Annotated in this window: 24 protein-coding genes; 20 read left to right on the forward strand and 4 right to left on the reverse strand. The window is 54.3% G+C overall.

What is annotated here, in order from left to right; all coding sequences use genetic code 11:
* Positions 1 to 51: 51 nt before the first annotated feature.
* The gene (avtA, locus tag QVF11_RS24125; protein ID WP_287859855.1) at positions 52 to 1,308 is read left to right on the forward strand and encodes a valine--pyruvate transaminase; all 1,257 of its coding nucleotides are present in this window, start codon (positions 52 to 54) and stop codon (positions 1,306 to 1,308) included.
* Between the two features lie 147 nt (positions 1,309 to 1,455).
* On the opposite strand, the gene QVF11_RS24130 is transcribed toward avtA, so the two are convergent.
* Both QVF11_RS24130 and yiaJ read right to left on the reverse strand, forming a co-directional pair.
* A complete protein-coding gene (locus QVF11_RS24130) occupies positions 1,456 to 1,944 on the reverse strand; it encodes a 4Fe-4S binding protein (protein WP_142513421.1) in 489 nt (162 codons plus the stop codon).
* Positions 1,945 to 2,061: 117 nt separating this feature from the next.
* Entirely contained in the window at positions 2,062 to 2,880 is an 819-nt protein-coding gene (yiaJ, locus tag QVF11_RS24135) for an IclR family transcriptional regulator YiaJ (protein WP_110276266.1), read from the reverse strand.
* 222 nt (positions 2,881 to 3,102) lie between these two features.
* On the opposite strand from yiaJ, the gene QVF11_RS24140 reads away from it, so the two are divergent.
* The 14 genes from QVF11_RS24140 (at position 3,103) to araD (ending at position 16,794) form a co-directional block, all read left to right on the forward strand.
* Positions 3,103 to 4,623 carry a sugar ABC transporter ATP-binding protein gene (locus tag QVF11_RS24140; RefSeq protein WP_287859889.1) on the forward strand — a complete coding sequence of 507 codons (1,521 nt, stop codon included), beginning with the start codon at positions 3,103 to 3,105 and terminating at the stop codon, positions 4,621 to 4,623.
* Between the two features lie 14 nt (positions 4,624 to 4,637).
* Positions 4,638 to 5,717, forward strand: coding sequence for an ABC transporter permease (locus QVF11_RS24145; RefSeq protein ID WP_287859861.1), 1,080 nt, complete (start codon positions 4,638 to 4,640; stop codon positions 5,715 to 5,717).
* A gap of 11 nt (positions 5,718 to 5,728) precedes the next feature.
* A complete protein-coding gene (locus tag QVF11_RS24150) occupies positions 5,729 to 6,838 on the forward strand; it encodes an ABC transporter substrate-binding protein (RefSeq protein ID WP_287859864.1) in 1,110 nt (369 codons plus the stop codon).
* Positions 6,839 to 7,711, forward strand: coding sequence for an SMP-30/gluconolactonase/LRE family protein (locus tag QVF11_RS24155; RefSeq protein WP_112215959.1), 873 nt, complete (start codon positions 6,839 to 6,841; stop codon positions 7,709 to 7,711). It abuts the gene before it with no gap.
* 116 nt (positions 7,712 to 7,827) lie between these two features.
* Positions 7,828 to 8,826: a 3-dehydro-L-gulonate 2-dehydrogenase gene (gene yiaK, locus QVF11_RS24160; protein ID WP_112215958.1), complete on the forward strand. Its 999-nt coding sequence runs from the start codon at positions 7,828 to 7,830 to the stop codon at positions 8,824 to 8,826.
* Positions 8,827 to 8,837: 11 nt separating this feature from the next.
* On the forward strand, positions 8,838 to 9,305 hold the full coding sequence (locus QVF11_RS24165; RefSeq protein WP_287859891.1) for a YhcH/YjgK/YiaL family protein: 468 nt from the start codon (positions 8,838 to 8,840) through the stop codon (positions 9,303 to 9,305).
* A 31-nt stretch (positions 9,306 to 9,336) separates the two neighbouring features.
* Complete coding sequence (locus QVF11_RS24170) at positions 9,337 to 10,272, forward strand: DUF4862 family protein (RefSeq protein ID WP_376767886.1); 936 nt, start codon at positions 9,337 to 9,339, stop codon at positions 10,270 to 10,272.
* A gap of 64 nt (positions 10,273 to 10,336) precedes the next feature.
* Positions 10,337 to 10,810, forward strand: a complete 474-nt coding sequence (yiaM, locus tag QVF11_RS24175; RefSeq protein WP_112215955.1) for a 2,3-diketo-L-gulonate TRAP transporter small permease YiaM — start codon at positions 10,337 to 10,339, stop codon at positions 10,808 to 10,810.
* A gap of 2 nt (positions 10,811 to 10,812) precedes the next feature.
* Positions 10,813 to 12,090: a 2,3-diketo-L-gulonate TRAP transporter large permease YiaN gene (yiaN, locus tag QVF11_RS24180; RefSeq protein ID WP_287859868.1), complete on the forward strand. Its 1,278-nt coding sequence runs from the start codon at positions 10,813 to 10,815 to the stop codon at positions 12,088 to 12,090.
* 13 nt (positions 12,091 to 12,103) lie between these two features.
* Complete coding sequence (gene yiaO / locus QVF11_RS24185; RefSeq protein WP_287859870.1) at positions 12,104 to 13,090, forward strand: 2,3-diketo-L-gulonate TRAP transporter substrate-binding protein YiaO; 987 nt, start codon at positions 12,104 to 12,106, stop codon at positions 13,088 to 13,090.
* A 3-nt stretch (positions 13,091 to 13,093) separates the two neighbouring features.
* Complete coding sequence (locus tag QVF11_RS24190; protein WP_287859872.1) at positions 13,094 to 14,590, forward strand: FGGY-family carbohydrate kinase; 1,497 nt, start codon at positions 13,094 to 13,096, stop codon at positions 14,588 to 14,590.
* Entirely contained in the window at positions 14,587 to 15,249 is a 663-nt protein-coding gene (ulaD, locus tag QVF11_RS24195) for a 3-keto-L-gulonate-6-phosphate decarboxylase UlaD (protein ID WP_287859874.1), read from the forward strand. The genes QVF11_RS24190 and ulaD overlap by 4 nt, the downstream gene beginning before the upstream one ends.
* Positions 15,242 to 16,102: an L-ribulose-5-phosphate 3-epimerase gene (locus QVF11_RS24200; protein ID WP_287859876.1), complete on the forward strand. Its 861-nt coding sequence runs from the start codon at positions 15,242 to 15,244 to the stop codon at positions 16,100 to 16,102. Before ulaD ends, QVF11_RS24200 begins: the two co-directional genes overlap by 8 nt.
* A complete protein-coding gene (gene araD, locus QVF11_RS24205; RefSeq protein WP_287859879.1) occupies positions 16,096 to 16,794 on the forward strand; it encodes an L-ribulose-5-phosphate 4-epimerase in 699 nt (232 codons plus the stop codon). Before QVF11_RS24200 ends, araD begins: the two co-directional genes overlap by 7 nt.
* 262 nt (positions 16,795 to 17,056) lie before the next feature.
* Here the strand turns inward: araD and envZ are convergent, their stop codons facing one another.
* Both envZ and ompR read right to left on the reverse strand, forming a co-directional pair.
* Positions 17,057 to 18,418: a two-component system sensor histidine kinase EnvZ gene (envZ, locus tag QVF11_RS24210; RefSeq protein ID WP_142513425.1), complete on the reverse strand. Its 1,362-nt coding sequence runs from the start codon at positions 18,416 to 18,418 to the stop codon at positions 17,057 to 17,059.
* Entirely contained in the window at positions 18,415 to 19,134 is a 720-nt protein-coding gene (ompR, locus tag QVF11_RS24215; protein ID WP_006177890.1) for an osmolarity response regulator transcription factor OmpR, read from the reverse strand. The genes envZ and ompR overlap by 4 nt, the downstream gene beginning before the upstream one ends.
* Before the next feature lie 236 nt (positions 19,135 to 19,370).
* Between ompR and greB the strand changes: the two genes are divergently transcribed.
* The 5 genes from greB (at position 19,371) to feoC (ending at position 25,662) form a co-directional block, all read left to right on the forward strand.
* On the forward strand, positions 19,371 to 19,844 hold the full coding sequence (gene greB, locus QVF11_RS24220) for a transcription elongation factor GreB (RefSeq protein WP_110276279.1): 474 nt from the start codon (positions 19,371 to 19,373) through the stop codon (positions 19,842 to 19,844).
* Between the two features lie 250 nt (positions 19,845 to 20,094).
* Positions 20,095 to 22,431: a Tex family protein gene (locus QVF11_RS24225; RefSeq protein WP_287859885.1), complete on the forward strand. Its 2,337-nt coding sequence runs from the start codon at positions 20,095 to 20,097 to the stop codon at positions 22,429 to 22,431.
* 411 nt (positions 22,432 to 22,842) lie between these two features.
* A complete protein-coding gene (feoA, locus tag QVF11_RS24230) occupies positions 22,843 to 23,070 on the forward strand; it encodes a ferrous iron transporter A (protein ID WP_004126281.1) in 228 nt (75 codons plus the stop codon).
* A 27-nt stretch (positions 23,071 to 23,097) separates the two neighbouring features.
* Complete coding sequence (feoB, locus tag QVF11_RS24235) at positions 23,098 to 25,416, forward strand: Fe(2+) transporter permease subunit FeoB (RefSeq protein ID WP_112216011.1); 2,319 nt, start codon at positions 23,098 to 23,100, stop codon at positions 25,414 to 25,416.
* Between the two features lie 9 nt (positions 25,417 to 25,425).
* Positions 25,426 to 25,662, forward strand: a complete 237-nt coding sequence (gene feoC / locus QVF11_RS24240) for a [Fe-S]-dependent transcriptional repressor FeoC (protein WP_110276282.1) — start codon at positions 25,426 to 25,428, stop codon at positions 25,660 to 25,662.
* Positions 25,663 to 25,744: the final 82 nt, after the last annotated feature.

The raw sequence follows: 25,744 nt of genomic DNA on the forward strand, positions 1-25,744 counted from the left end.
CGCTGGCGTTATGGTTACCCACTTTCCTGGGATACCGACAGATTAATCGCGATGACATTTTCACTTTTTGGCGACAAATTTACCCGTCATTCGGGCATCACCCGCTTGATGGAAGACCTTAATGACGGCCTGCGCACGCCGGGCGCCATCATGCTGGGCGGCGGTAATCCCGCACAGATTCCGGAAATGAATGATTACTTCCATAGCCTGCTAGCCGACATGCTGAATAGCGGCAAAGCCCTTGATGCGCTTTGTAATTATGACGGCCCGCAGGGTAAAAGCGAGCTGCTGGTCCTGCTGGCGAAAATGCTACGTGATGAACTGGGCTGGGAGATCGAGCCACAGAATATTGCACTGACAAATGGCAGTCAGAGCGCGTTTTTCTACTTGTTTAACCTCTTCGCAGGCCGTCGTGCGGATGGAACTACCCGTAAGGTGCTGTTTCCGTTGACGCCTGAGTACATCGGCTATGCCGATTCCGGCCTCGAAGAAGATCTGTTTGTCGCCACACGTCCAAACATTGAGTTGCTACCGGAAGGCCAGTTTAAGTATCACGTGGATTTCGAGCATTTGCAGGTAACGGAAGAGACGGGGATGATCTGCGTTTCTCGCCCCACCAACCCGACCGGCAACGTTATTACCGACGACGAGCTAATCAAGCTGGATGCGCTGGCCAATCAGCATGGCATCCCTCTGGTTATTGATAATGCCTACGGCGTTCCGTTCCCGGGGATTATTTTCAGTGACGCCAGACCGCTGTGGAATCCGAATATCGTCCTGTGCATGAGCCTCTCCAAGCTCGGCCTGCCGGGCAGCCGCTGCGGGATTATCATCGCCAACGAGAAAATCATCACCGCCATCAGCAATATGAACGGCATTATCAGCCTCGCCCCAGGCGGGATGGGGCCAGCCATGATGTGTGAGATGATTAAACGCAACGACCTGCTGCGCCTGTCGGAAACCGTGATTAAACCGTTCTATTTCCAGCGCGTACAGGAAACTATCGCCATTATTCGCCGCTACCTGCCGGAAGAGCGCTGCCTGATCCACAAGCCGGAAGGGGCGATTTTCCTCTGGCTGTGGTTTAAGGATCTGCCGATTTCCACCGAGCTGCTGTACCAGCGCCTGAAAAAGCGCGGCGTTCTGATGGTGCCGGGCGATTACTTCTTCCCTGGGCTGGATAAACCCTGGCCACACACGCATCAATGCATGCGCATGAATTACGTTCCGGACCCGGAGAAAATTGAAGCCGGCGTGAAGATTCTTGCCGAAGAAGTTGAACGCGCCTGGGGTGAGCAGGACGCGTAATGACGCGTCAGGCGACCCGACATTGAGGGATATTCCCCGGGGGCGGCGCTTGATGCGCCTTGCCCGGGCTACGAGTCCGGGCGGGACCGTGCGGTTTGTGGTTCGGTAGCCCGGGCAGGTGCGCCAGCACCGCCTCCGGGGAACACGCTACATCGCCAACGCCGTCCGTCGACGGCGCTCGGCGCTTATTCTTTCCAGTTCCACCGGCTCCATGCAATGCAGCGCCTGAGTCGGGCACGCCGCCACGCAGGCAGGCCCCTCTTCGCGATGGCTGCACAAATCGCACTTCAACGCCTGTACGCTATCATCCACCAGCATCACGGTCATTGCGCCGTAGGGACACGCTATCATGCAGCTTTTGCATCCGATGCAGCGCCGCTGATCCACACGCCAGACTGAGTTTTCACGGCGGATAGCGCCTTCAGGACAAACATTCGCGCAGGGTGCATCCTCGCACTGGCGGCACAGCGTTGCCGTCGAGATATCGTCATTTTTCACCACGCGGATCCGCGGCGCAAAGCGCGTGGCGGAGACGCCAGAACAGTCCTGGTCCTGCTGATGGGACACCACGCAGGCGACTTCACAGGTACGGCAGCCAATGCATTTTTGCGCATCTGCGATAATAAACCGGTTCATCCTTGCTCCATTGGGGATAAAAATGCAGGTTGCCAGAAAAAGCCGGTCTCGCGCCTTGATCCTGAATGGAGTCAGCGGCTTTTTTATCAAATATCCGCAACGATCTGGGCATTTGCCTTAGTTTTCGCGCACGGTAAACCCCAACTCACGGGAAATAGCCTCTGCCGTATCGCGCAGCGGTTTGAGTAAATTTTTTTCCCCCACCTGCTTAAGGCGCGATGTCGATAGAGAAATGGAGATAGCGTAAGGCACCCGTCGATGAATATCGAAAACCGGCACCGCCAGGCAGGAAACGCCTAACTCATTCTCTTCCCTGTCCATTGCCATATTACGCTCGCGGATCTGCGCCAGTTCATCATGCATCGCAGGCAAGCCGGTAATGGTATTGCGGGTCAACGGCTGAATAATGTCCTGATGAGTATTCCAATAGCTCTCAACATAATCAGGATGACCAAATGCCATGTAGATCTTGCCCATCGCCGAGCAGTACAACGGCATGTGCTGACCAATGTAGGCGCGAGTGCGCAGCATACCGGTCGTCGGTTCCAGCTTATAAATCAAAATCGCATGGTCATCTTCACGGCTGGAAAAGTTCACCGTCTCACCGGTCGCCAGGTTGAGCGACTCAAGGTGTGGTGCCGCGACGTGGATGATATTGAGCGATGACAAGGCCTTCTGACCGACAGCAATAAACTTCGTTGTCAGGCGATAGCTCCCAGCAGCCGGGGCCGGCGTCACGTATCCGCAAGATTGCAGCCCCTGCAATAAACGATGGACAGTACTTTTGTTCAACCCTGCCAACTCCGACAGGTGCGCCAGCGGGCAACCATTCGGGTAATTACTGAGGATCTCAATCAGCATCAACCCGCGGAACAGACTCTGACTTCCCGCAGGCCTCTCTTTATCTTGCGTCATTTCGCACTCTTTTGTGACCATCGCTTCCGCTCCACTTTTTCGTCGCGCTCTGATGGTAACGCAAAGTGTGTTTCAGTTCACGATCTCGACAGATAATTTATAATCATTTGATTTTATAATATTTTTTAAATCAATGGACAGATTGCTTTGTGAAAAACCTATCGTTATATTTGAAATCAGATTTCGTATATTGAAATTTAAAGTTCAATAAGTACTCCAAGAACGTGCCGGGAGCTCATTATGATGATGGAAAAAACGGCCATACCGCCCCTGTTATCTATGCGCCATATCGTCAAACGCTTTGGCGGTAATGTCGCCGTTAATGATGTCAGCCTGGACATCTACCCAGGCCAGGTCGTTGCCTTGTTAGGTGAAAACGGTGCGGGGAAATCAACGTTTATCAAAATTCTGGCCGGAGTCTACTCACGCGACAGCGGCGAAATTAAATTTAACGGCGCGCCTATCGACTCTGCCGCCGCAATTAAAAAAGGCAATCAACAGCCGATCGCCTTTATTCACCAGGATTTAGGGCTGGTTGAGTGGATGACCGTCGCCGAAAACATGGCCATGGTGATGGGCTTTCCGCGCCGCTTTGGCTTGATCGACTGGCAAAAAACGCGTGAGCAGGCCAAAGCGGCGCTGGAAGGGATCGGTATCGATCTTGATCCTGACGATCGCGTATTCGACCTATCACGCACGGAGAAATCGCTGCTGGCAATTGCACGTGCGGTTGCCGTTGAAGCCTCCGTCTTAGTCCTCGATGAACCCACTGCATCACTGCCTGCCGATGATGTTCGTCACCTTTTTCGCGTCATGAACGTACTGCGGGAAAAGCAGGTCGGTATGATTTACATCACCCACCGTCTGGATGAAGTCATGGAGATGGCCGATAGCGTCTGTGCCATGCGCGATGGTTGCTATGCCGGCGGTGGAGACATTGCCCATTACACATTGCGCAGCCTGGTGGAACTGATTGTTGGCGAAGCATTACGTGATAAGCAGCGTTTACCTCTGCCTGACAGCACGGCCCCGACGCTGTTGAAACTGGAAAACGTCTGCGTCGGCGATACCGGCCCGGTGTCCTTTTCCCTGCGCGCAGGTGAAATGGTCGCTTTAGCGGGATTACGCGGCGCAGGCCAGGAAGAAATCGGTCGCTTACTCTTTGCCTGCCGCACTGCAAGCCAGGGCACAATTGAACTCTGCAATACGCCATACCACGCATCAACGCCAGGAGAAGCGATGTCGGCAGGCGTCTCCTTCGTGGCGGGCGATCGTCTTGGCGAAAGCCTGGTCCCCGGCATGATGGTGCGCGAAAACTTGTTTCTTAATCCCTGCAAACACGGGCATTCATCCTGGTCTCGCTATAACGAACAACGAGAAGCGCCGCTAAGTTGGGAAAAAATAGCTCAGTTCGATGTGCGCCCGGCACAAATCAATATTGAGATTAGCGCCCTGTCAGGCGGGAATCAGCAGAAGGTCGTTATGGCACGCTGGCTGTCATTAAATGCGCCGCTACTGATTCTGGAAGATCCCTCAGCCGGGGTTGACGTTGGTGCTCGCGCTGAAATCTACGATTTACTTAATGCAGCCTTAGAAAAAGGCGTCGCTATCCTGGTTATCTCTAACGACCTGGAAGAAGTGGCCCATATCTGTAACCGCGCGCTGGTATTTAATCGCGGCAAAATTGTCGGTGAACTCATTAATCAGGATGTCACCTTCGCAAAATTACTGGAGCTTGCCTCCGGCAGCGGCACAGCACATTAACCAGGGTGTGAATCATGGCTAAAACATCAATGAAATCAACGGCGCTTGAATCTCGCGTCTCATTACAAGAGCACGGCTTTTTACCGTGGCTGGGTCAGTTCTCAACCCGTTACGGACTACCGGTGATTTGTATTTTACTGATTGCCCTGTTTTCTCTGACAACGCCCTCCTTCGCGTCGTTATTAACGCTTCAGGCTATTCTCGACAGTAAATCCAAAATAGCCCTGCTCGCGCTGGCCGCCACAATCCCCATGATTGTGGGCAAAATAGACCTGAATGTCGGCTTCGGAATCGTGCTCTGGCATATCCTCGCGATCACGCTGCAAGTGGAATACGGTTTTTCCTGGCCGATGGCGGTGCTCATCGTGCTGGTCCTTTCCGCACTCTATGGCTTACTGAACGGCATTCTGGTTGCGCTGGCGGATATCGACAGTTTTGTCGCAACGCTCGGATCCGGGACGGTGCTTTACGCCATTGCGCTTTGGCACTCCGGCGGACGGCAAATCGTCGGTGATCTTCCGGATGCGTTTATTGCCCTTCATCACACAGATGTGTTTGGTATCCCCATTGTCGCGTTTTATGTGCTATTCGCTGCCATTGTGTTGTGGATAGTCACGGAACACACCCCGATCGGGCGATGCATGTACGCCGTAGGCGGTAACCCTGTCGCAGCAGCGCTCAATGGAATTGCCGTTAACCGCTACACCATCGGGGCATTCATCGCCTCCAGCACGCTCACCGGGTTCACCGGCGTGATCATCGCTGCCGAACAGGGTGTTGGACAGGCCAGCGTCGGAATGGACTATCTGCTTCCTGCTCTGGTCGGCGCCTTCCTTGGCAGCACCACGATTCGTCCTGGACGCGTTAACGTCTGGGGAACGGTGGTGGGGATTGCCGTGCTGGCGATCGGTATTGCCGGTATTCAGCAATTTGGCGGCGCATTCTGGGTCGAGCCGCTGTTTAACGGCGCAACGCTACTCTTCTCCATCACCCTGGCAGGTTATGCGCAGCGCCGCCGTGCTCAGAGCAAAAAATTAATCCAGCGACCACAACCGGACCCTGAGTCCACAGTTGGCGAAAAAATCACACACTGAAGGAACTGAAAATGAACAAAAAAATAGTTTCTTATCTCCTGGCTACGGGTCTGTTAATCACCTCCGGCGCAACGCTTGCTGAAGACGCCTTCGTTGAGCAGGCCAAAGCCGCTATTGCCAAAGCAACCTCTCCGGTCACTGAGTGGGACGGGCCGACGCAGGGGCCGAAATTGCAGGCAAATAAAAAGATCATTTTTATTGCTTCGGACATGAAAAATGGCGGCGTACTTGGTGTGAAAGAGGGCTTAGCCGAAGCCGCCAGTGCCGCAGGCTGGTCGCTGGATGTTCTGGATGGTGCGGGCTCAGTTAAAGACCAGTTGGCGGCATTAAATCAGGCCATTGCCCGTAAACCTGATGGCATCGTCATCGGCGGATGGAACCCTAACGTAGCAAAAATTCCGCTGAAGAAAGCCGTAAGAGAAGGCATTATTCTTACCGCCTGGCACGCCGTACCTGCCCCCGGTCCGGTGCCTTCGTACAACATTTTTTATAATGTCACTTCTGATTCTAACGAAGTGTCGCGCATGGCTGCTTTGTATGCCGTTGCGCAATCAAACGGCACGGCAAAAGTGCTGATCTTCACGGATTCTCTCTACCAAATCGCGCTGGATAAGGCGAATGCCATGAAAGAGGTCATCAACCAGTGCCAGGGCTGTAAAGTCGTGGAGTTTATTGATACGCCGCTTGCCGATACGTCAAATCGTATGCCCGGTATGACCTATAGCCTGATACAAAAATATGGCGATGATTTTCAGTATTCACTGGCAATAAACGACCTCTATTTTGACTTTATGGTCCCGGCACTGCAAAGCACCAACAAAGGCAGCAAGGGCACGCCACCGTTCAACATCTCTGCCGGGGATGGCTCAGTTACCGCTTACCAGCGCGTGCGGGATGACAGAAGCCAGATTGCTACCGTACCCGAGCCATTAAAACTGCATGGTTGGCAATTACTGGATGAGTTCAACCGTGCATTTGCCGGGGAAAAGCCCTCAGGCTATATCACCCCAGCGCATCTGGTCACCAAAGAGAATATAAATGCCGACGGTGGCCAGAAAAACGAATTTGACCCGGGCAATGATTACCGCACGCATTACAAAGCAATATGGGGCGTGAAATAAATGACGGCGTATACCTTCCACACCCCAGATAGCGTGGAGCGCCTCTGCTCTCCCGCCATCTGGGCTGAAGGACCGGTCTGGCTTCCAACGCAGCAGCGTCTGATTTTCAGCGATGTTAAAGGCAACCGGATGTTCAGTTGGGATGACCGACATGGCGTCAGTCTGTTTCGCGCCGAGTCCCATTTTGCCAATGGGAACGCGCTTGATGGGCAAGGAAGAATCATTACCTGTGAGCATGGTCGCCGCGGTATCAGCCGTACTGACGCCGACGGCACCTGCTCGATGCTGGTCGATAAAATCGAAGGGCGTCGGTTTAATTCCCCCAACGATGTCGCTATCCGTCAGGATGGCTCGATTTGGTTCACCGATCCCCCCTACGGCATTACCAGCAACGAAGAGGGGTATCGCGCTGAGAGTCAGGTCATTGGCTGTTATGTGTACCGATTTGATCCGGACTGCGGGCAGGTTGCCATCGCCATTTGCGACACACAGCGACCAAACGGGATAGCCTTTTCGCCTGATGACCGCTGGCTTTATATCGCTGATATGTCGGTGATTGATTTCCCGCAGCAGGGTCGCCGCGAGATACGAGCTTATAGGCTGACGGGTGATAACGCCCTGTTTTCACACGTTGTCGCCCAGATTGCCCCCGGTATTCCGGACGGTTTTTGTGTCGACCGGGCGGGCAATATCTACTGCAGTTGTGAAAATGGCGTTCTTATCCTTTCAGCACAAGGATCTCTGCTGGAAAAAATCGCCATTCCAGAGCGCGTATCAAACTGCACTTTTGGTGGAAAGGACAATAGTGAGCTGTACATTACGGCGACCACATCGCTCTATCGCGTAGCGATCAACGCAGCTAAAGCACGGTAATAAATCAGCAAAATGCATGCCGACAGCGCTTCTGTCAGCTTTTTTTTGCCCCTGAATAATATTTTTGGAACCAGATTTCACTATGTGAAACAAACAAAACCCAACGGAGACGACGTATGTTACTTAGCTTTGCAGACCTGAAGAATGAGTTTGCCCGCGTCCTGACGGCCCGGGGCGTAGCAGCCGAAACCGCTGACGCCTGCGCGGAGATGTTCGCACGCACCACCGAGTCAGGCGTCTATTCCCATGGCGTAAACCGCTTCCCGCGCTTTATTCAGCAACTGGAAAACGGCGATATTATTCCTGACGCGCAGCCAGAACGCATCACCACGCTGGGCGCGATAGAACAGTGGGATGCCCAGCGTTCGATCGGTAACCTCACCGCCCAAAAGATGATGGACAGAGCCATCGAACTGGCCTCCAGCCACGGTATTGGGCTGGTCGCGGTACGCAATGCCAACCACTGGATGCGCGGCGGCAGCTATGGCTGGCAGGCGGCAGAAAAAGGCTACATTGGCATTTGCTGGACCAACTCCATTGCGGTGATGCCACCGTGGGGAGCGAAAGAGTGTCGCATCGGTACCAACCCGCTGATCGTTGCCATCCCGTCAACGCCAATCACCATGGTTGATATGTCGATGTCGATGTTCTCCTACGGCATGCTGGAAGTTAACCGTCTCGCTGGTCGTAAACTTCCGGTTGACGGGGGCTTTGATGACGATGGCAACTTAACCAAAGAACCTGGCGTAATTGAAAAAAACAGGCGCATTCTGCCAATGGGATACTGGAAAGGCTCCGGTATGTCCATCGTGCTGGACATGATAGCGACGCTGCTCTCCGATGGCGCATCGGTTGCTGAGGTTACCGAAGATAACAGCGATGAATACGGCATCTCGCAGATTTTCATCGCTATCGAAGTTGATAAGTTAATTGACGGCGCGACCCGCGACGCCAAGCTACAACGCATCATGGACTTTATCACCACTGCCGAACGCGCAGATGAAAACGTCGCAGTCCGCCTCCCAGGCCATGAGTTCACTCGCTTGTTAGAGGAGAATCGCCGCAACGGTATCACCGTTGATGACAGCGTATGGGCGAAGATCAAATCATTGTAGAGGGAAACATTATGATTTTTGGTCATATTTCACAACCGAATCCCTGCCGACTTCCGGCAGCGATTGAAAAAGCACTCGACTTCCTGCGTACCACCGACTTTCAAACGCTGGAACCTGGAGTGGTTGAAATTGAAGGAAGGACTATTTACGCGCAAATACTCGATCTCACCACCCGGCCCTATACGGAAATATTGCCTGAAGTACATCGCCGATATCTGGATGTTCAATTTATGGCGTGGGGTGAGGAAAAGATCGGGCTGGCTATCGATACCGGGAATAACGAAATTAGCGAGTCGCTGCTGGAACAACGCGACATTATTTACTACCACGACAGTGAACATGAATCATTTTTTGAAATGATACCGGGCAGCTATGCCATCTTTTTTCCACAAGATGTGCATCGCCCAGGGTGTAATAAAAAAGAAGCAACGGAAATAAGGAAAGTTGTGGTCAAAATAGCGCTAACTGCGCTGAGTTAATACAACTTCTATTCAGGAGCGGTAAATGAAAATGAATCATACCGGTTTTATAATCGGTGCGTACCCCTGTGCGCCCTCATTTCACCAACAAAATGAAAAGCTGGAGATGGAATTCTGGCGACAGCTTGCTGACACGCCGCATATCCGCGGCCTGGAACAGCCGTGCCTGGAAAATCTTCACCCCTACGGTGATGAGTGGTTATTACGCCACACCCCGGCTGAATGGCAAATTGTGGTGACTGCGATTATGGAAACCATGCGCCGTCGCGGCGAAAACGGCAGTTTTGGCCTTGCCTCCAGCGATGAAACCCAGCGTAAAACCTGTGTCGATTACTATCGCCACCTGTATCAGAAGATTAATAAGCTCAATGCCAACAGCGCCGGGAAGGTCATCGCCCTTGAACTGCATGCCGCACCGCTGGCAGGTAATCCGAACGTGGCTCAGGCCACCGATGCCTTTGCCCGTTCACTGAAAGAGATTGCCGGTTGGGACTGGTCCTGCGATCTGGTGCTGGAACATTGCGATGCCATGACCGGCACCACTCCCCGTAAGGGATTCCTGCCATTAGAAAACGTGCTGGAAGTCATCGCTGACTATGACATCGGCGTCTGTATTAACTGGGCGCGTTCAGCGATTGAAGGCCGGAATACATCGCTGCCGCGACAGCATGCATTAAGCGCCCAACGCGCAGGTAAATTGCGTGGCCTGATGTTCTCCGGTACCACGCAAACGGGGGATTACGGTGAATGGCAAGATCTTCATGCTCCCTTTGCCCCTTTCTGCCCGGAAAGCATCATGACGCTCGACCATGTTAAAGAATTATTGAATATAGCGCCGCCATCCGCATTACATTTTTCCGGTATTAAGCTGTTGGAAATAGATGCTAATGCTGATATCCAGCATCGTATAGAGATATTACGCGATGGTATTTCTTTAATGGAAAAAGCATATCAAGAGAGCTCTTAACTTTGCCATCTAAAAACTTTAATGCACATTTTCATTAACAGAAATATAGTCTGAAGGAACGCTAATGAAGAGAATACTCGAAGCCATTCTCGCACTCATAATTGCAGTGCTATCATGCATTGTTTTTATTAATATAATTTTACGCTATGGCTTTCACACCAGCATATTATCAGTAGATGAATTATCTCGTTTTCTGTTCGTCTGGCTGACCTTTATTGGTGCGATAGTGGCCTTTATGGATGGCAGCCATGTGCAGGTTTCCTTTCTGGTCGAAAAGCTCTCGCCGAATAATCAGCGGCGCATGGCGATATTAACCCACTCGCTCGTCTTACTCCTCTGCCTTGCGCTTGCTGTGGGGACCACGAAAAAAACGCTTCAGGACTGGAGCGACCTCTCCCCAATTCTGAGTTTACCGGTTGGTTTGATGTATGCCGCAACCCTTCCCACCAGCCTGGTTATCGCGCTGCTTGAAATTCGGCATTTATATCGCCTGATAACGCGCGCCTCCCCAACCCAGCAGCCGCCGCAAGGAGTCTGATAATGACCGTAGTGATATTTCTTGTCAGCTTGTTAGGCTCAATTGCGATTGGTGTGCCGATTGCGTGGTCCCTGCTGCTGTGCGGCGTGGCGCTGATGCTCTGGATGGATATTTTTGACGTACAAATCCTCGCCCAGACGTTGGTCAACGGTGCTGACAGCTTCTCTCTGCTGGCGATTCCCTTTTTTATACTGGCCGGCGAGATAATGAATGCAGGCGGCCTGTCGCAGCGCATTGTCGATCTCCCGATGAAGCTGGTTGGACATAAAGCCGGTGGTCTGGGCTATGTCGGCGTATTAGCCGCGATGATCATGGCGAGCCTTTCCGGCTCTGCGGTAGCGGATACCGCCGCCGTCGCTGCGCTACTGATTCCCATGATGCGCCAGGCCAACTATCCGGTAAACCGCGCCGCGGGGCTTATCGGTTCTGGCGGGATTATCGCCGCGATTATCCCGCCATCCATCCCGTTAATTATCTTCGGCGTTTCCAGCGGCCTGTCTATCAGTAAGCTGTTTATGGCCGGAATAGCGCCGGGCATCATGATGGGCGCGGCGCTAATGCTTACCTGGTGGTGGCAGGCCAGTCGGCTAAACCTTCCCCGTCAGCCAAAAGCCTCCATGCAGGAAGTTTGGCAGTCATTAAAATCGGGGATTTGGGCGCTATTCTTACCCGTGATCATTATTGGCGGTTTCCGTTCAGGTTTATTCACCCCAACAGAAGCCGGTGCTGTCGCAGCCTTCTACGCCCTATTTGTTGCCGTCGTTATCTACCGCGAAATGACCTTCGCTACACTTTATCGTGTTCTGGTTGGTGCCGCTAAAACCACTTCTGTTGTTATGTTTTTAGTTGCCGCCGCCGCCGTTTCCGCATGGCTTATTACCATCGCAGAACTTCCAATGATGGTCTCTGATTTGCTACAGCCGTTAGTGGATTCTCCGCGACTGTTATTTATCGTCATTATGCTGGCTATTATGATGATAAGTACCGTAATGGACCTGACCCCAACCGTTTTAATTCTTACGCCGGTATTAATGCCGCTAGTCAGAGAAGCCGGAATAGACCCTATCTATTTTGGCATCATGTTTATTATCAACTGTTCTATTTCTCTTATTACTCCTCCCGTCGGTAACGTCCTCAACGTTATCTGCGGCGTTGCAAAACTCAAATTTGATGATGCTGTAAAAGGCGTTGCGCCTTACGTCATGGTTTTGTTCATGCTTCTGGGTCTATTTATTTTTATTCCAGAGTTGATTACCACCCCTCTCAAATGGATGAGCTAAAAAGGAAAATATAATGAAACTACGTTCTGTTACCTACACATTATTAATGGCTGGTCTGGTTACATTTACTATGTCATCTCAGGCAGCACAATCCTTACGTTTTGGTTATGAAACCTCACAAACAGACTCGCAGCATATTGCGGCGAAAAAATTCAATGAGCTCTTAAAAGAAAAAACCAATGGCGAGTTGGTTTTAAAACTCTTTCCTGACAGTACGCTGGGTAATGCGCAGGCGATGATCAGCGGCGTGCGTGGCGGCATGATCGACATGGAAATGTCCGGCTCAAATAACTTTGCCGGTCTGGCTCCGGTGATGAATCTGCTGGACGTCCCTTTCCTGTTCCGCGATACCGCGCACGCGCACAAAACGCTTGATGGAAAAGTCGGTGATGAGCTGAAAAAAGATCTCGAACCCAAGGGATTAAAAGTGCTGGCCTACTGGGAAAACGGTTGGCGCGATGTCACCAACTCTCGTGCGCCGGTGAAAACGCCGGCTGATTTGAAAGGATTAAAAATCCGGACCAACAACAGCCCAATGAATATTGCCGCATTTAGAATCTTCGGCGCTAATCCCATTCCTATGCCATTTGCCGAAGTCTATACCGGCCTCGAAACCCGTACGATTGATGCCCAGGAACACCCTATCAACGTCGTGTGGTCAGCAAAATTCTATGAGGTACAGAAATACCTCTCCCTCACCCATCACGCATATTCACCTCTGCTGGTCGTGATCAATAAATCTAAATTCGACTCCCTGAGCCCGAATATCCAGCAAGCGCTGCTGAGTTCTGCCAAAGAAGCGGGTGACTACCAGCGAAAACTGGTCGCCGAAGATCAGCAAAAAATTATCGATGGCATGAAAGAAGCTGGCGTTGAAGTCCTGACCGACATCGACCGTAAAGCCTTTAGTGACGCACTCGGTACGCAGGTACGCGATATGTTCCTGAAAGACAACCCGCAGGGCGCCGACCTTCTGAAAGCCGTGGATGAGGTGCAATAAGTCATGAGCAATTACTGGCTGGGGTTAGATTGTGGTGGGAGTTGGCTAAAAGCCGGATTGTACGATGGCGCAGGCCGGGAAGTAGCTGTGCAACGCCTGCCGCTGCACGCTTTAAGCCCGCAGCCAGGCTGGGTTGAACGCGATATGACCGAGTTGTGGCAGCAGTGCGCTTCGGTCATCAGCAAACTGCTGGCGCACACGGGGGTGAATGGTTCACAAATCCGTGGTCTGGGTATTTCAGCTCAGGGGAAGGGCCTGTTTCTGTTAGATAAAAGCGATCGGCCATTAGGTAAAGCGATGCTCTCTTCCGATCGTCGCGCCATGGAAATCGTCCAGCGCTGGCAAAAAGAGGAGATTCCCCAAAAACTCTACCCGCTGACTCGGCAAACCCTCTGGACCGGGCATCCGGTCTCCCTTTTACGCTGGGTAAAAGAGAATGAGCCGCAGCGCTACGCGCAGATAGGCTGCGTGATGATGACGCATGACTATCTGCGCTGGTGCTTAACCGGCATGAAGGGCTGCGAAGAGAGCAATATCTCCGAGTCCAATCTCTACAACATGGCGACGGGTCAGTACGACCCTCGCCTGACCGAATGGCTGGGCATCAGCGAAATCAACGGCGCACTGCCCCCCATCGTCGGCTCAGCAGAAATATGCGGGGAAATCACCGCTCAGGCAGCCGCCATCACTGGTCTGGCGGCGGGCACCCCCGTCGTCGGCGGCCTGTTTGACGTGGTTTCCACCGCACTCTGCGCCGGTATTGAAGATGAATACACCCTCAATGCAGTAATGGGTACCTGGGCCGTCACCAGCGGTATCGCTCACGGTCTGCGCGACCATGAGGCGCATCCTTACGTCTATGGCCGCTACGTCAATGACGGGCAGTACATCGTTCACGAAGCCAGCCCGACCTCTTCCGGCAATCTGGAGTGGTTCACCGCCCAGTGGGGGGAGATCTCTTTCGATGAAATTAATCAGGCCGTTGCCAGCCTGCCGAAAGCCGGTAGCGACCTCTTTTTTCTCCCGTTTCTCTACGGCAGCAACGCCGGGCTGGAGATGACCTGCGGTTTTTACGGCATGCAGGCACTGCACACCCGCGCGCACCTGCTACAGGCGCTCTATGAAGGCGTGGTGTTCAGCCATATGACCCACCTCAACCGCATGCGTGAGCGCTTTACCGAGGTTCACACCCTGCGCGTCACCGGCGGCCCGGCGCACTCCGACGTCTGGATGCAGATGCTGGCGGACGTCAGCGGTTTACGCATTGAGCTGCCGCAGGTGGAGGAGACCGGCTGCTTTGGCGCGGCCCTCGCGTCTCGCGTCGGCACCGGCGTATATCGCAATTTCAGCGATGCCCAACGCGCTCTCCAGCACCCGGTGCGCACGCTGCTACCTGACATGACCGCACACACCCTCTATCAGCGCAAATACCGCCAATACCAAGATTTGATTGAAGCACTACAGGGCTATCACGCCCGTATTAAGGAGCACACATTATGAGCCGACCCCTACTGCAACTGGCGCTCGACCACACCAATCTGGAGGCCGCAAGCCGCGATGTTGCCCTGCTACAGGACCATGTCGATATCGTTGAAGCGGGCACCATCCTTTGTTTAACCGAAGGCCTTAGCGCGGTGAACGCCCTGCGAGCACAGTGCCCGGAAAAAATCATCGTTGCCGACTGGAAGGTGGCCGATGCTGGCGAAACCCTGGCGCAGCAGGCTTTTGGCGCTGGCGCTAACTGGATGACTATCATCTGCGCCGCACCGCTCGCCACGATCGAGAAAGGCCACGCCGTTGCCAAGTCCTGCGGCGGTGAAATTCAAATGGAACTGTTCGGTAACTGGACGCTGGACGACGCCCGAGACTGGTATCGCGTCGGGGTTCGCCAGGCGATTTATCACCGCGGACGCGATGCGCAGGCCAGCGGGCAGCTGTGGGGCGAAGCGGATCTGACGCGTATGAAAGCGTTGTCCGACATCGGCCTTGAACTATCGATTACCGGCGGTATTACCCCAGCGGATCTGCCGCTGTTCCGCGACATTAACGTCAAGGCGTTTATCGCCGGACGGGCGCTGGCAGGAGCCGCCCATCCGGCACAGGTCGCCGCCGAATTCCACGCCCAAATTGACGCCATCTGGGGAAAAAAGCATGCGTAATCATCCATTAGGTATTTACGAGAAAGCACTGGCGAAAGACCTCAGTTGGCCGGAGCGGCTGGTGCTGGCAAAAAGCTGCGGCTTTGATTTTGTCGAGATGTCGGTGGACGAAACTGATGAACGCTTGTCTCGTCTGGAGTGGACGCCGGCCCAGCGTGCATCGCTGGTGAGCGCGATGCTGGAAAGCGGCGTCGCCATCCCATCCATGTGCCTGTCCGCCCATCGTCGCTTCCCTTTCGGCAGCCGCGATGAAGCGGTTCGCGAGCGGGCGCGTGAAATCATGGCCAAAGCCATTCGCCTGGCGCGCGATCTCGGTATCCGCACCATCCAGCTGGCAGGTTACGACGTCTATTACGAAGAACACGACGAAGGCACCCAGCAACGTTTCGCCGAAGGGCTGGCCTGGGCGGTGGAACAAGCCGCAGCGGCTCAAGTGATGCTGGCGGTGGAGATCATGGATACCGCGTTTATGAACTCCATCAGTAAGTGGAAAAAGTGGGACGAGATGCTTTCGTCACCGTGGTTCACCGTTTATCCAGACGTCGGCAACCTCAGCGCCTGGGGAAACGACGTGACTGCCGAACTGAAGCTGGGCATCGACCGTATCGCCGCAATCCACCTGAAAGACACGCTGCCGGTGACCGGCGATAGCCCCGGACAGTTCCGCGACGTGCCGTTTGGCGAAGGTTGTGTTGATTTTGTCGGCATTTTTAAAACGCTGCATGAACTGAACTATCGCGGTTCATTTTTGATTGAGATGTGGACGGAGAAAGCCAGCGAGCCGGTGCTGGAAATTATCCAGGCGCGACGCTGGATTGAATCACGAATGCAGGAAGGAGGTTTCACATGTTAGAGCAACTGAAAGCCGAGGTGCTGGCGGCAAACCTGGCGCTTCCGGCGCACGGACTGGTCACCTTTACCTGGGGCAACGTCAGCGCGGTCGATGAGACGCGCAAACTGATGGTCATCAAGCCTTCCGGCGTTGAATATGAGGTGATGACCGCCGACGATATGGTGGTAGTAGAGATCGCCAGCGGTAAGGTCGTTGAAGGCAACAAAAAACCGTCGTCCGATACCGCGACCCATCTGGTGCTCTATCGCCGCTATCCACAGATCGGTGGGATCGTGCATACCCATTCCCGCCATGCGACGATCTGGTCGCAGGCCGGGCTCGACCTGCCCGCCTGGGGCACCACCCACGCCGACTATTTCTATGGCGCGATCCCCTGTACCCGACTGATGACCGTTGAGGAAATTAACGGCGAGTACGAGTATCAGACCGGCGAGGTGATTATTAAAACCTTTGAACAGCGCGGTCTCGATCCGGCGCAAATCCCGGCGGTATTAGTTCATTCACACGGCCCGTTCGCCTGGGGTAAAAATGCCGCTGACGCCGTGCACAACGCCGTGGTCCTTGAGGAGTGCGCCTATATGGGTCTGTTCTCACGCCAGCTGGCCCCGCAGTTGCCGGATATGCAGTCTGAACTGCTCGATAAACACTATCTGCGTAAACACGGCGCGAATGCCTATTACGGGCAAAACTAACGCCCGGCAATCCGTGGATGTCTCTGACTGAAATTTCGTGCGCGCTTTCCCGGGGGCGACGCTTAACGCGCCTTGCCCGGGCTACGGGTTCATGGGGTTTTGTAGCCCGGGCAGGTGCGCAGCACCGCCCCCGGGAAGCCACGAACCTCCGCGATCTGGTAGCCCGGATAAGGCGTCAGCCGCAATCCGGGGATATCTATGACTGAAATATCGCGCGGATTTGCCCGGGCGACAAAACCGGGCGCGCCGGGTTGTTGCAGACTTAACTCTCTTTGGTCGGTTTTATTGGCGGCAGGGCGCGATTCACCGGAACCGGAAACCAGGCACGAATCAATAACCCACCGCGCTCGCTGGAGCCCAGCTCCAGCTTGCCATTATGGTTATCGACAATACGCTGAACGATAGCTAACCCCAGGCCCGTTCCGCTGATGGTGCGGGCACTGTCACCACGAACGAACGGCTGGAACAGATGCTCGCGTTGCTCTGGTTTAATGCCCGGACCGTCATCCTCAACCTGAAACCATGCCCGACCACCTTCGCTCCCGCTGCTGACTTTAATCCAGCCGTTACCATAGCGGGCGGCGTTCACGACCATATTGGCCAACGCGCGCTTGATAGACAGCGGATGTATCCGCAGCGGAATTTCACCTGCCTGCAGGTCGGTGGCGATTTCACGCTCGTAGCCGCTTTCGGCCGCAATCACTTCACCCAACACCGAGTTAAGGTCCGCCAGCTCCATCGGCATCTCCTGGCCAGTGCGCAGGTAGTCGATAAACTGCTCGATGATGGCGTTGCACTCTTCAATATCTTTATTAATCGACTCGGCAAGGTAACCGTCCTCTTCGCTCATCATCTCCGTCGCCAGACGGATGCGCGTCAGCGGCGTACGCAGATCATGACTCACCCCGGCCATCAGCAGCGTACGGTCATCCGCTAGCTGTTTGACGCCCGCCGCCATATGGTTAAAGGCTCGGGTTACCGAACGAACTTCCGATGCGCCGTATTCGCGCAACGGTGGAGGAATAATGCCTCGCCCGACCTGAAGCGCTGCGTGCTCCAGGTCGACAAGAGGTCGGTTCTGAATTCGAATAAAGAGCCAGGCGCCGCCAATCGCCAACAGCATAATCGCCAGGGTATAGCGGAACAGCGGCGAGAAGTCGCCCTGATGGATTTCGGTCAGCGGGACGCGCACCCAGATATTGGGCGAGAGCCAGGTTTTCAGCCAGACCACGGGGGAGCTTTTGTTCACCTCAACCCGCACCTCGGTCGGCCCGCCCAGCTGATGCGCCATCTGCTGACTTAAGAATTCGTAATGCTGCGCCCAGCGCAGGCCTGCGTCTTCCGCCGCTTCATTGGAATAAAGCGAAATGCCCAGCTCGCGGTAAATCTCGCGCCGAAACGCCGGCGGCACCACCAGTTGGGTGCCATCTTCCAGTTGCAGCTTATCGGTCATCAGCATACGGACTTCGTAGGCCAGAACCTTATTAAACTGCTGAAGACTCGGCAGGATCGCGAAATTCAGCACCACTAAATAGGTCGTCACCAGACTGACGAACAGCAAGGTGACAATCAGTAGCAGGGTGCGGGCAAATGAGCTTCGCGGCGAAAAGCGCACGCGTTTCATGCCTTAGCGCCGTCCGGTACGAAGACGTAGCCCAGGCCCCAAACGGTCTGGATATAGCGTGGATGTGCTGGATCTTCTTCCACCATGCGGCGCAGGCGGGAGATTTGTACGTCGATGGAACGCTCCATTGCCGAGTACTCACGGCCACGGGCGAGGTTCATCAGCTTATCGCGGGACAGCGGCTCACGCGGGTGGCTAACCAGCGCTTTCAGCACCGCGAATTCACCGCTGGTCAGCGGCATTGGCTCATCTTCACGGAACATCTCGCGAGTGCCGAGGTTCAGTTTGAACTTACCGAAGGCGATAACCGCTTCTTCTTGTGACGGCGCACCCGGCAATTCGTTGGCCTGGCGGCGCAGCACGGCGCGGATACGGGCCAGCAGTTCACGTGGGTTAAACGGTTTTGGAATGTAGTCGTCAGCGCCGATTTCCAGGCCAACGATACGATCAACCTCTTCCCCTTTTGCCGTCACCATAATGATCGGCATCGGGTTGCTTTGGCTACGCAGGCGACGGCAAATGGACAGGCCATCTTCGCCAGGTAGCATGAGATCCAACACCATCAGGTGGAAGGATTCACGGGTCAGCAGGCGATCCATCTGTTCAGCGTTCGCCACGCTACGAACCTGGAAGCCCTGCTCGGTCAGATAACGTTCGAGTAGCGCACGCAGGCGCATGTCGTCATCGACAACCAGAATCTTATAATTCTCTTGCATTGTTTATACTCCCAAAGGTTCACTGCATTTGTCAGTGCGTATTCTCAAAAAAGCCCGGGTCGCTCACCAGCGAAATCTGGTATATATTCCAGGCTAAATTGTTACAAAGCATATTTAACAGCAGCTTAAGTATACATTTAAGCATAAGACACATTATTTATCCTGTCGGTATTATTACGTGCGACGAATTGTGCGCACCATCGCACAAAGATGTGTAACAGGAACCAGGACTCTCGATGAAAACGCCGCTGATCACCCGTGAAGGGTATGAAAAACTTAAAAAAGAGATGGATTATCTGTGGCGCGAAGAGCGCCCGGAAGTCACAAAAAAAGTGACCTGGGCGGCGAGCCTCGGCGACCGCAGCGAGAACGCCGACTACCAGTACAACAAAAAACGCCTGCGCGAAATCGACCGCCGGGTGCGCTATCTGACCAAATGCCTTGAGCATCTGAAAATCGTGGATTACTCCCCGCAGCAGGAAGGCAAGGTGTTCTTCGGCGCGTGGGTGGAGATTGAAAACGATGATGGCGATACCAAGCGCTTTCGCATCGTCGGCTACGATGAAATCTTCGGGCGCAACGACTACATCTCAATTGATTCGCCAATGGCGCGCGCGCTGCTGAAAAAAGAGGTCGGCGACCTGGCTATCGTTAACACACCTGCGGGGGAAGCCGCCTGGTACGTGAATGAGATTGAATACGTCAAATAAGAGCCTATCCCATTAGGGCTATTTTGCTTGCCATTTTGAACCTGGGCAGTGCTCAGAATCCTCACGTACTACGTGTACGCTCCGGTTCTTCCGCGCTGTCCGTGTTCAAACTGTCTTCGCCAATTACGCCTACTGAGATAGGCTCTAAGCCCTGGAACATTCCGAGAGGCTTTGGTCGTGGCTGGCATTTTGCTGTGTCAGTCCGTATAACTATCCCCCTGATTTTTGATCCTAAAGATGAATTAAACCCATGATGAATGATTCGCTCTGCCGCATTATTGCGGGTGAACTTCAGGCCAGGGCTGAACAGGTAGAAGCTGCCGTTCGCCTGCTTGATGAAGGGAACACCGTGCCGTTTATCGCACGCTATCGTAAAGAAGTCACCGGCGGTCTGGATGACACGCAGCTGCGTAATCTGGAAACCCGCCTGGGTTATCTGCGTGAACTCGAAGACCGCCGCCAGACGATCCTCAAGTCCATCGGCGAACAAGGCAAACTGACCGAGGCGCTGGAAAAAGCCATCAACGGTACGTTGAGTAAAACCGAGCTTGAAGACCTCTATCTGCCGTACAAACAAAAACGCCGCACGCGTGGGCAAATCGCCATTGAAGCCGGACTGGAGCCGCTGGCTGAACTGCTGTGGAACGAACCGTCCCACGATCCAGAAACCGAAGCCGTCAAATATATCGACGCCGATAAAGGCGTCGCGGATAGCAAAGCCGCTCTCGATGGTGCGCGCTATATCCTGATAGAGCGTTTCGCTGAAGATGCCGGGCTGCTGGCTAAAGTGCGTGATTATCTGTGGAAGAACGCCCACCTGGTCGCGACCGTGGTAAGTGGGAAAGAAGAGGAAGGGGCGAAATTCCGCGACTACTTCGATCACCACGAACCGATTTCTACCGTGCCGTCACATCGTGCTCTGGCCATGTTCCGCGGCCGCAACGAAGGCGTGCTGCAACTCTCTCTGAATGCCGATCCGCAGTTTGACGAGCCACCGAAAGAGAGCCATGGCGAGCAAATTATTATCAACCATCTCGGCCTGCGCTTGAATAACGCTCCTGCGGATAGCTGGCGTAAAGGCGTGGTGAGCTGGACGTGGCGTATCAAGGTGCTGATGCACCTCGAAACCGAGCTGATGGGCACCGTGCGCGAACGTGCGGAAGACGAAGCGATCAACGTTTTCGCCCGCAACCTGCATGACCTGCTGATGGCGGCCCCGGCCGGGCTACGCGCTACTATGGGTCTCGATCCCGGCCTGCGTACCGGCGTGAAGGTGGCGGTTGTCGACGGCACCGGCAAACTGGTCGCCACCGATACCATTTACCCGCATACCGGGCAGGCCGCCAAAGCGGCGGTGGCGGTAGCTGCGTTGTGTGAAAAACACAATGTTGAACTGGTGGCGATCGGCAACGGTACCGCCTCGCGTGAAACCGAACGCTTCTTCCTCGACGTGCAGCAACAGTTCCCGAAAGTGACCGCGCAGAAGGTGATCGTCAGCGAAGCGGGCGCTTCCGTCTATTCCGCCTCAGAACTGGCGGCGCTGGAGTTCCCGGACCTCGACGTTTCCCTGCGCGGCGCGGTTTCTATCGCCCGCCGTCTTCAGGATCCGCTTGCCGAACTGGTGAAAATCGACCCGAAATCCATCGGGGTTGGCCAGTATCAGCATGATGTCAGCCAGTCGCAGCTGGCGCGTAAGCTGGATGCGGTGGTTGAAGACTGCGTGAACGCCGTTGGCGTGGACCTCAACACGGCATCGGTACCACTGCTCACCCGCGTTGCCGGTCTGACCCGCATGATGGCGCAAAATGTTGTCGCCTGGCGTGATGAAAACGGTCAGTTCCAGAACCGCCAGCAACTGCTTAAAGTCAGCCGTCTGGGGCCAAAAGCGTTTGAACAGTGCGCGGGCTTCCTGCGTATCAACCACGGCGACAACCCGCTGGACGCCTCAACCGTGCACCCGGAAGCGTATCCGGTGGTTGAGCGAATTCTGGCGGCGACGCAGCAGGCGCTGCAAGATCTGATGGGTAACAGCAGCGAATTACGCAACCTACGAGCCGTTGATTTCACCGATGACAAATTCGGTGTGCCGACGGTTTCCGACATCATCAAAGAGCTGGAAAAACCGGGTCGCGACCCGCGTCCTGAGTTTAAAACCGCCCAGTTCGCCGATGGCGTCGAAACGATGAACGACCTGCTGCCGGGGATGATCCTCGAAGGCGCGGTCACCAACGTCACCAACTTCGGCGCGTTTGTTGATATCGGCGTGCATCAGGACGGTCTGGTGCACATCTCTTCGCTGTCGAATAAGTTCGTTGAAGACCCGCACACCGTGGTCAAAGCGGGCGATATCGTGAAGGTCAAAGTGATGGAAGTTGACCTACAGCGTAAGCGTATCGCCCTGACGATGCGCCTGGACGAACAGCCTGGCGAAACCAATGCCCGTCGCGGCGGCGGGAATAACGATCGCCCTCAGGGCAATCGCCCGGCGGCAAAAGCGGCTAAGCCACCACGCGGTCGTGACGCACAGCCTGCGGGCAACAGCGCGATGATGGACGCGCTGGCCGCAGCAATGGGTAAAAAACGCTAGCCCCCCTTTTCGGCCCCTCTTGCTGAGGGGCCGCTTCTCCTCGGCCATTCGCCATATTGCGCAAACAAGCATCAGTATTTTCTTATAACTTCTTAATAAGCGTGAATTGAATTTCTGAGATTAATATTTTCATTTTGTTAACTAACGAAACCTTAATTAAACATTAAGAAATAAGAATAATTATTATCTCAGTGGCGATAACAAAATCGACTTTGCTCAATATCAACAAAAGCTCAATTTTCCGGCTAAACATAGAATCTATCGCATTATATGTATTGATGATAAAAACTATTCTCATTATCATTATTCTCAGTGAGTATTTATTATTCTTCGTTGGCTACGGTCCCAGGCGCTTCACCTCCGGCGCATACGGAAAACTCTCTTTCAGTTAGCGATATACAAGTAGGTCCTATGCAATTCACACCTGATAGTGCGTGGAAAATCACTGGTTTCTCCCGCGATATTAGCCCGGCTTATCGGCAGAAACTTCTGTCCCTCGGGATGCTGCCCGGCTCTTCTTTTAATGTGGTTCGCGTGGCGCCGCTTGGCGATCCTATTCACATTGAAACCCGACGTGTGAGCCTGGTATTACGCAAAAAGGATTTAGCGTTAATTGAGCTGGAAGCAGTTGCACAATAACGCCTGACCGGCACTAAGAGCATGAATATGAAAAAATTAACCATTGGTTTAATTGGTAATCCTAATTCCGGTAAGACGACGCTATTCAACCAACTCACCGGCGCGCGTCAGCGTGTGGGCAACTGGGCCGGAGTCACCGTTGAGCGTAAAGAGGGTGGTTTCAACACCACCGATCATCAAGTCACGCTGGTCGACCTTCCTGGCACCTATTCCCTGACCACTATCTCTTCGCAAACCTCGCTGGATGAGCAAATTGCCTGCCACTACATCCTCAGCGGTGATGCCGACATGCTGATTAACGTGGTTGATGCATCCAATCTGGAACGTAACCTCTACCTGACCCTGCAACTGCTGGAACTAGGCATTCCCTGCGTAGTCGCGTTGAACATGCTTGATATCGCGGAAAAACAAAAAATCCGTATTGATGTCGATGCGCTGGCAGCGCGCCTCGGTTGCCCGGTTATTCCGCTGGTTTCCACCCGTGGACGCGGTATCGAAGCCTTAAAAATGGCTATCGACCGTCATCAGGAAAACCAATCTATTGAGCTGGTGCACTATCCGCAGCCGCTGCTGCGCGAAGCGGACAAGCTGGCGCAAGCGATGGCGCAGAACATCCCGCCACGTCAGCGTAGCTGGCTGGGTTTGCAGATGCTGGAAGGCGATATTTACAGCCGTGCCTATGCTGGTGACGCCGCCCACAAGCTGGACAGTGCGCTGGCGCATCTGAGCGAAGAGCTGGACGACCCGGCGCTGCATATTGCCGATGCGCGTTACCAAAGCATTGCCGCCATTTGTGATGCGGTCAGCAACACGTTGACCTCCGAGCCAAGTCGTTTCACTGCGGCGATGGATAAAATTATCCTCAACCGTTTCCTTGGGCTGCCGGTCTTTCTATTCGTCATGTACCTGATGTTCTTACTGGCGATCAACATCGGTGGTGCACTGCAGCCAATCTTTGATGGCGGTTCTGTGGCTATCTTTATCCACGGCATTCAGTGGATCGGCTATACCCTGCATTTCCCGGACTGGCTAACCATTTTCCTCGCCCAGGGAATCGGCGGCGGTATTAATACCGTGCTGCCGCTGGTGCCGCAAATCGGCATGATGTACCTGTTCCTCTCCTTCCTTGAAGACTCCGGCTACATGGCGCGGGCGGCGTTTGTGATGGACCGCCTGATGCAAGCGCTGGGGCTGCCGGGGAAATCCTTCGTGCCGTTGATTGTTGGTTTTGGCTGTAACGTGCCGTCGGTGATGGGCGCACGTACCCTTGATGCGCCGCGCGAGCGCCTGATGACCATCATGATGGCGCCGTTTATGTCCTGCGGCGCGCGGCTGGCAATCTTTGCTGTTTTTGCCGCCGCCTTTTTCGGCCAGAACGGCGCGCTGGCGGTCTTCTCGCTATACCTGTTAGGTATCGTCATGGCGATCCTCACCGGCCTGATGCTCAAGCACACAATTATGCGCGGCGAAGCTTCGCCGTTCGTGATGGAGCTGCCGGTGTACCACGTCCCGCATATTAAGAGTCTGATTATCCAGACCTGGCAGCGTCTGAAAGGTTTCGTGCTGCGTGCCGGTAAAGTGATCGTCATCGTCAGTATCTTCCTCAGCGCGCTGAACAGCTTCTCGCTGAGCGGGAAGATCGTCGATAACATCAACGATTCGGCGCTGGCATCAGTCAGCCGCGTGATTACCCCGGTGTTTAAACCGATTGGCGTGCATGAGGATAACTGGCAGGCGACCGTCGGCCTGTTTACCGGCGCGATGGCGAAAGAGGTGGTGGTTGGTACGTTGAACACGCTCTACACCGCTGAAGATATCCAGAATGAAGCGTTTAATCCGCAGGAGTTCCACCTTGGCGACGAACTGCTGGCCGCGGTGGATGAGACCTGGCAAAGCCTGAAAGATACCTTCAGCCTGAGCGTACTGGCGAACCCCATTGAAGCCAGCAAAGGCGATGGCGAAATGGAAACCGGCGCGATGGGCGTAATGGGCAGCAAATTCGGCAGCGCCGCAGCGGCGTACAGCTACCTGATTTTCGTTCTGCTCTATATTCCCTGCATTTCGGTGATGGGGGCGATTGCCCGCGAGTCGAGCCGCGGTTGGATGTCCTTCTCTATCCTGTGGGGCCTGAATATCGCCTATTCACTCTCTACGCTGTATTACCAGACCGTCAGCTTCAGCCAGCATCCGCGCTATAGCCTGGTGTGCATTCTGGCGGTGGTGTTGTTCAATATTCTGGTCTTTGGTCTGCTGCGCAGGGCGCGTAGCCGGGTGGACGTCTCGCTGCTGGCAACGCGCAAAACGCCGTCGTCCTGTTGCCAGAGTCCGGCTGGCGATTGCCACTAAGGAGCGATGATGGCGTCGTTAATTGAGGTTCGCGATATGCTGGCCCTGCAAGGGCGGATGGAGGCCGCGCAGTTGAGCGCCCGCCTGCGTACGCCTCAGCCGATGATCGACGCCATGCTGGGCCGCCTGGAGGCGATGGGTAAAGCAGTAAAAGTGACCGAAGATGCTGATGGCTGTCTTTCCGGAAGCTGCAAAAGCTGTCCGGAAGGCAAGGCCTGCCTGCGGGAGTGGTGGTCGCTGCGCTAAAGAGGGTCTGTTTGTACAGATGCTTTCCCCGGAGGCGATGCTGCGCATCTGTCCGGGCTTGTATGATGACTCCGTCAGAAAG

This window comes from Klebsiella sp., from assembly GCF_027492335.1.
Classification (GTDB): Bacteria; Pseudomonadota; Gammaproteobacteria; order Enterobacterales; family Enterobacteriaceae; genus Klebsiella; species Klebsiella huaxiensis.

Bases quoted from the DNA above. Each gene is read 5' to 3' on its own strand.
- greB (WP_110276279.1), top strand. From the start codon at position 19,371: ATGAAAACGCCGCTGATCACCCGTGAAGGGTATGAAAAACTTAAAAAA.
- feoA (WP_004126281.1), top strand. From the start codon at position 22,843: ATGCAATTCACACCTGATAGTGCGTGGAAAATCACTGGTTTCTCCCGC.
- QVF11_RS24150 (WP_287859864.1), top strand. From the start codon at position 5,729: ATGAACAAAAAAATAGTTTCTTATCTCCTGGCTACGGGTCTGTTAATC.
- ompR (WP_006177890.1), bottom strand. From the start codon at position 19,134: ATGCAAGAGAATTATAAGATTCTGGTTGTCGATGACGACATGCGCCTG.
- yiaM (WP_112215955.1), top strand. From the start codon at position 10,337: ATGAAGAGAATACTCGAAGCCATTCTCGCACTCATAATTGCAGTGCTA.
- QVF11_RS24225 (WP_287859885.1), top strand. From the start codon at position 20,095: ATGATGAATGATTCGCTCTGCCGCATTATTGCGGGTGAACTTCAGGCC.
- yiaO (WP_287859870.1), top strand. From the start codon at position 12,104: ATGAAACTACGTTCTGTTACCTACACATTATTAATGGCTGGTCTGGTT.
- feoC (WP_110276282.1), top strand. From the start codon at position 25,426: ATGGCGTCGTTAATTGAGGTTCGCGATATGCTGGCCCTGCAAGGGCGG.
- QVF11_RS24170 (WP_376767886.1), top strand. From the start codon at position 9,337: ATGAATCATACCGGTTTTATAATCGGTGCGTACCCCTGTGCGCCCTCA.
- QVF11_RS24130 (WP_142513421.1), bottom strand. From the start codon at position 1,944: ATGAACCGGTTTATTATCGCAGATGCGCAAAAATGCATTGGCTGCCGT.
- QVF11_RS24165 (WP_287859891.1), top strand. From the start codon at position 8,838: ATGATTTTTGGTCATATTTCACAACCGAATCCCTGCCGACTTCCGGCA.
- araD (WP_287859879.1), top strand. From the start codon at position 16,096: ATGTTAGAGCAACTGAAAGCCGAGGTGCTGGCGGCAAACCTGGCGCTT.
- yiaJ (WP_110276266.1), bottom strand. From the start codon at position 2,880: ATGGTCACAAAAGAGTGCGAAATGACGCAAGATAAAGAGAGGCCTGCG.
- QVF11_RS24190 (WP_287859872.1), top strand. From the start codon at position 13,094: ATGAGCAATTACTGGCTGGGGTTAGATTGTGGTGGGAGTTGGCTAAAA.
- QVF11_RS24200 (WP_287859876.1), top strand. From the start codon at position 15,242: ATGCGTAATCATCCATTAGGTATTTACGAGAAAGCACTGGCGAAAGAC.
- QVF11_RS24140 (WP_287859889.1), top strand. From the start codon at position 3,103: ATGATGGAAAAAACGGCCATACCGCCCCTGTTATCTATGCGCCATATC.
- QVF11_RS24155 (WP_112215959.1), top strand. From the start codon at position 6,839: ATGACGGCGTATACCTTCCACACCCCAGATAGCGTGGAGCGCCTCTGC.
- QVF11_RS24145 (WP_287859861.1), top strand. From the start codon at position 4,638: ATGGCTAAAACATCAATGAAATCAACGGCGCTTGAATCTCGCGTCTCA.
- yiaK (WP_112215958.1), top strand. From the start codon at position 7,828: ATGTTACTTAGCTTTGCAGACCTGAAGAATGAGTTTGCCCGCGTCCTG.
- envZ (WP_142513425.1), bottom strand. From the start codon at position 18,418: ATGAAACGCGTGCGCTTTTCGCCGCGAAGCTCATTTGCCCGCACCCTG.
- yiaN (WP_287859868.1), top strand. From the start codon at position 10,813: ATGACCGTAGTGATATTTCTTGTCAGCTTGTTAGGCTCAATTGCGATT.
- avtA (WP_287859855.1), top strand. From the start codon at position 52: ATGACATTTTCACTTTTTGGCGACAAATTTACCCGTCATTCGGGCATC.
- ulaD (WP_287859874.1), top strand. From the start codon at position 14,587: ATGAGCCGACCCCTACTGCAACTGGCGCTCGACCACACCAATCTGGAG.
- feoB (WP_112216011.1), top strand. From the start codon at position 23,098: ATGAAAAAATTAACCATTGGTTTAATTGGTAATCCTAATTCCGGTAAG.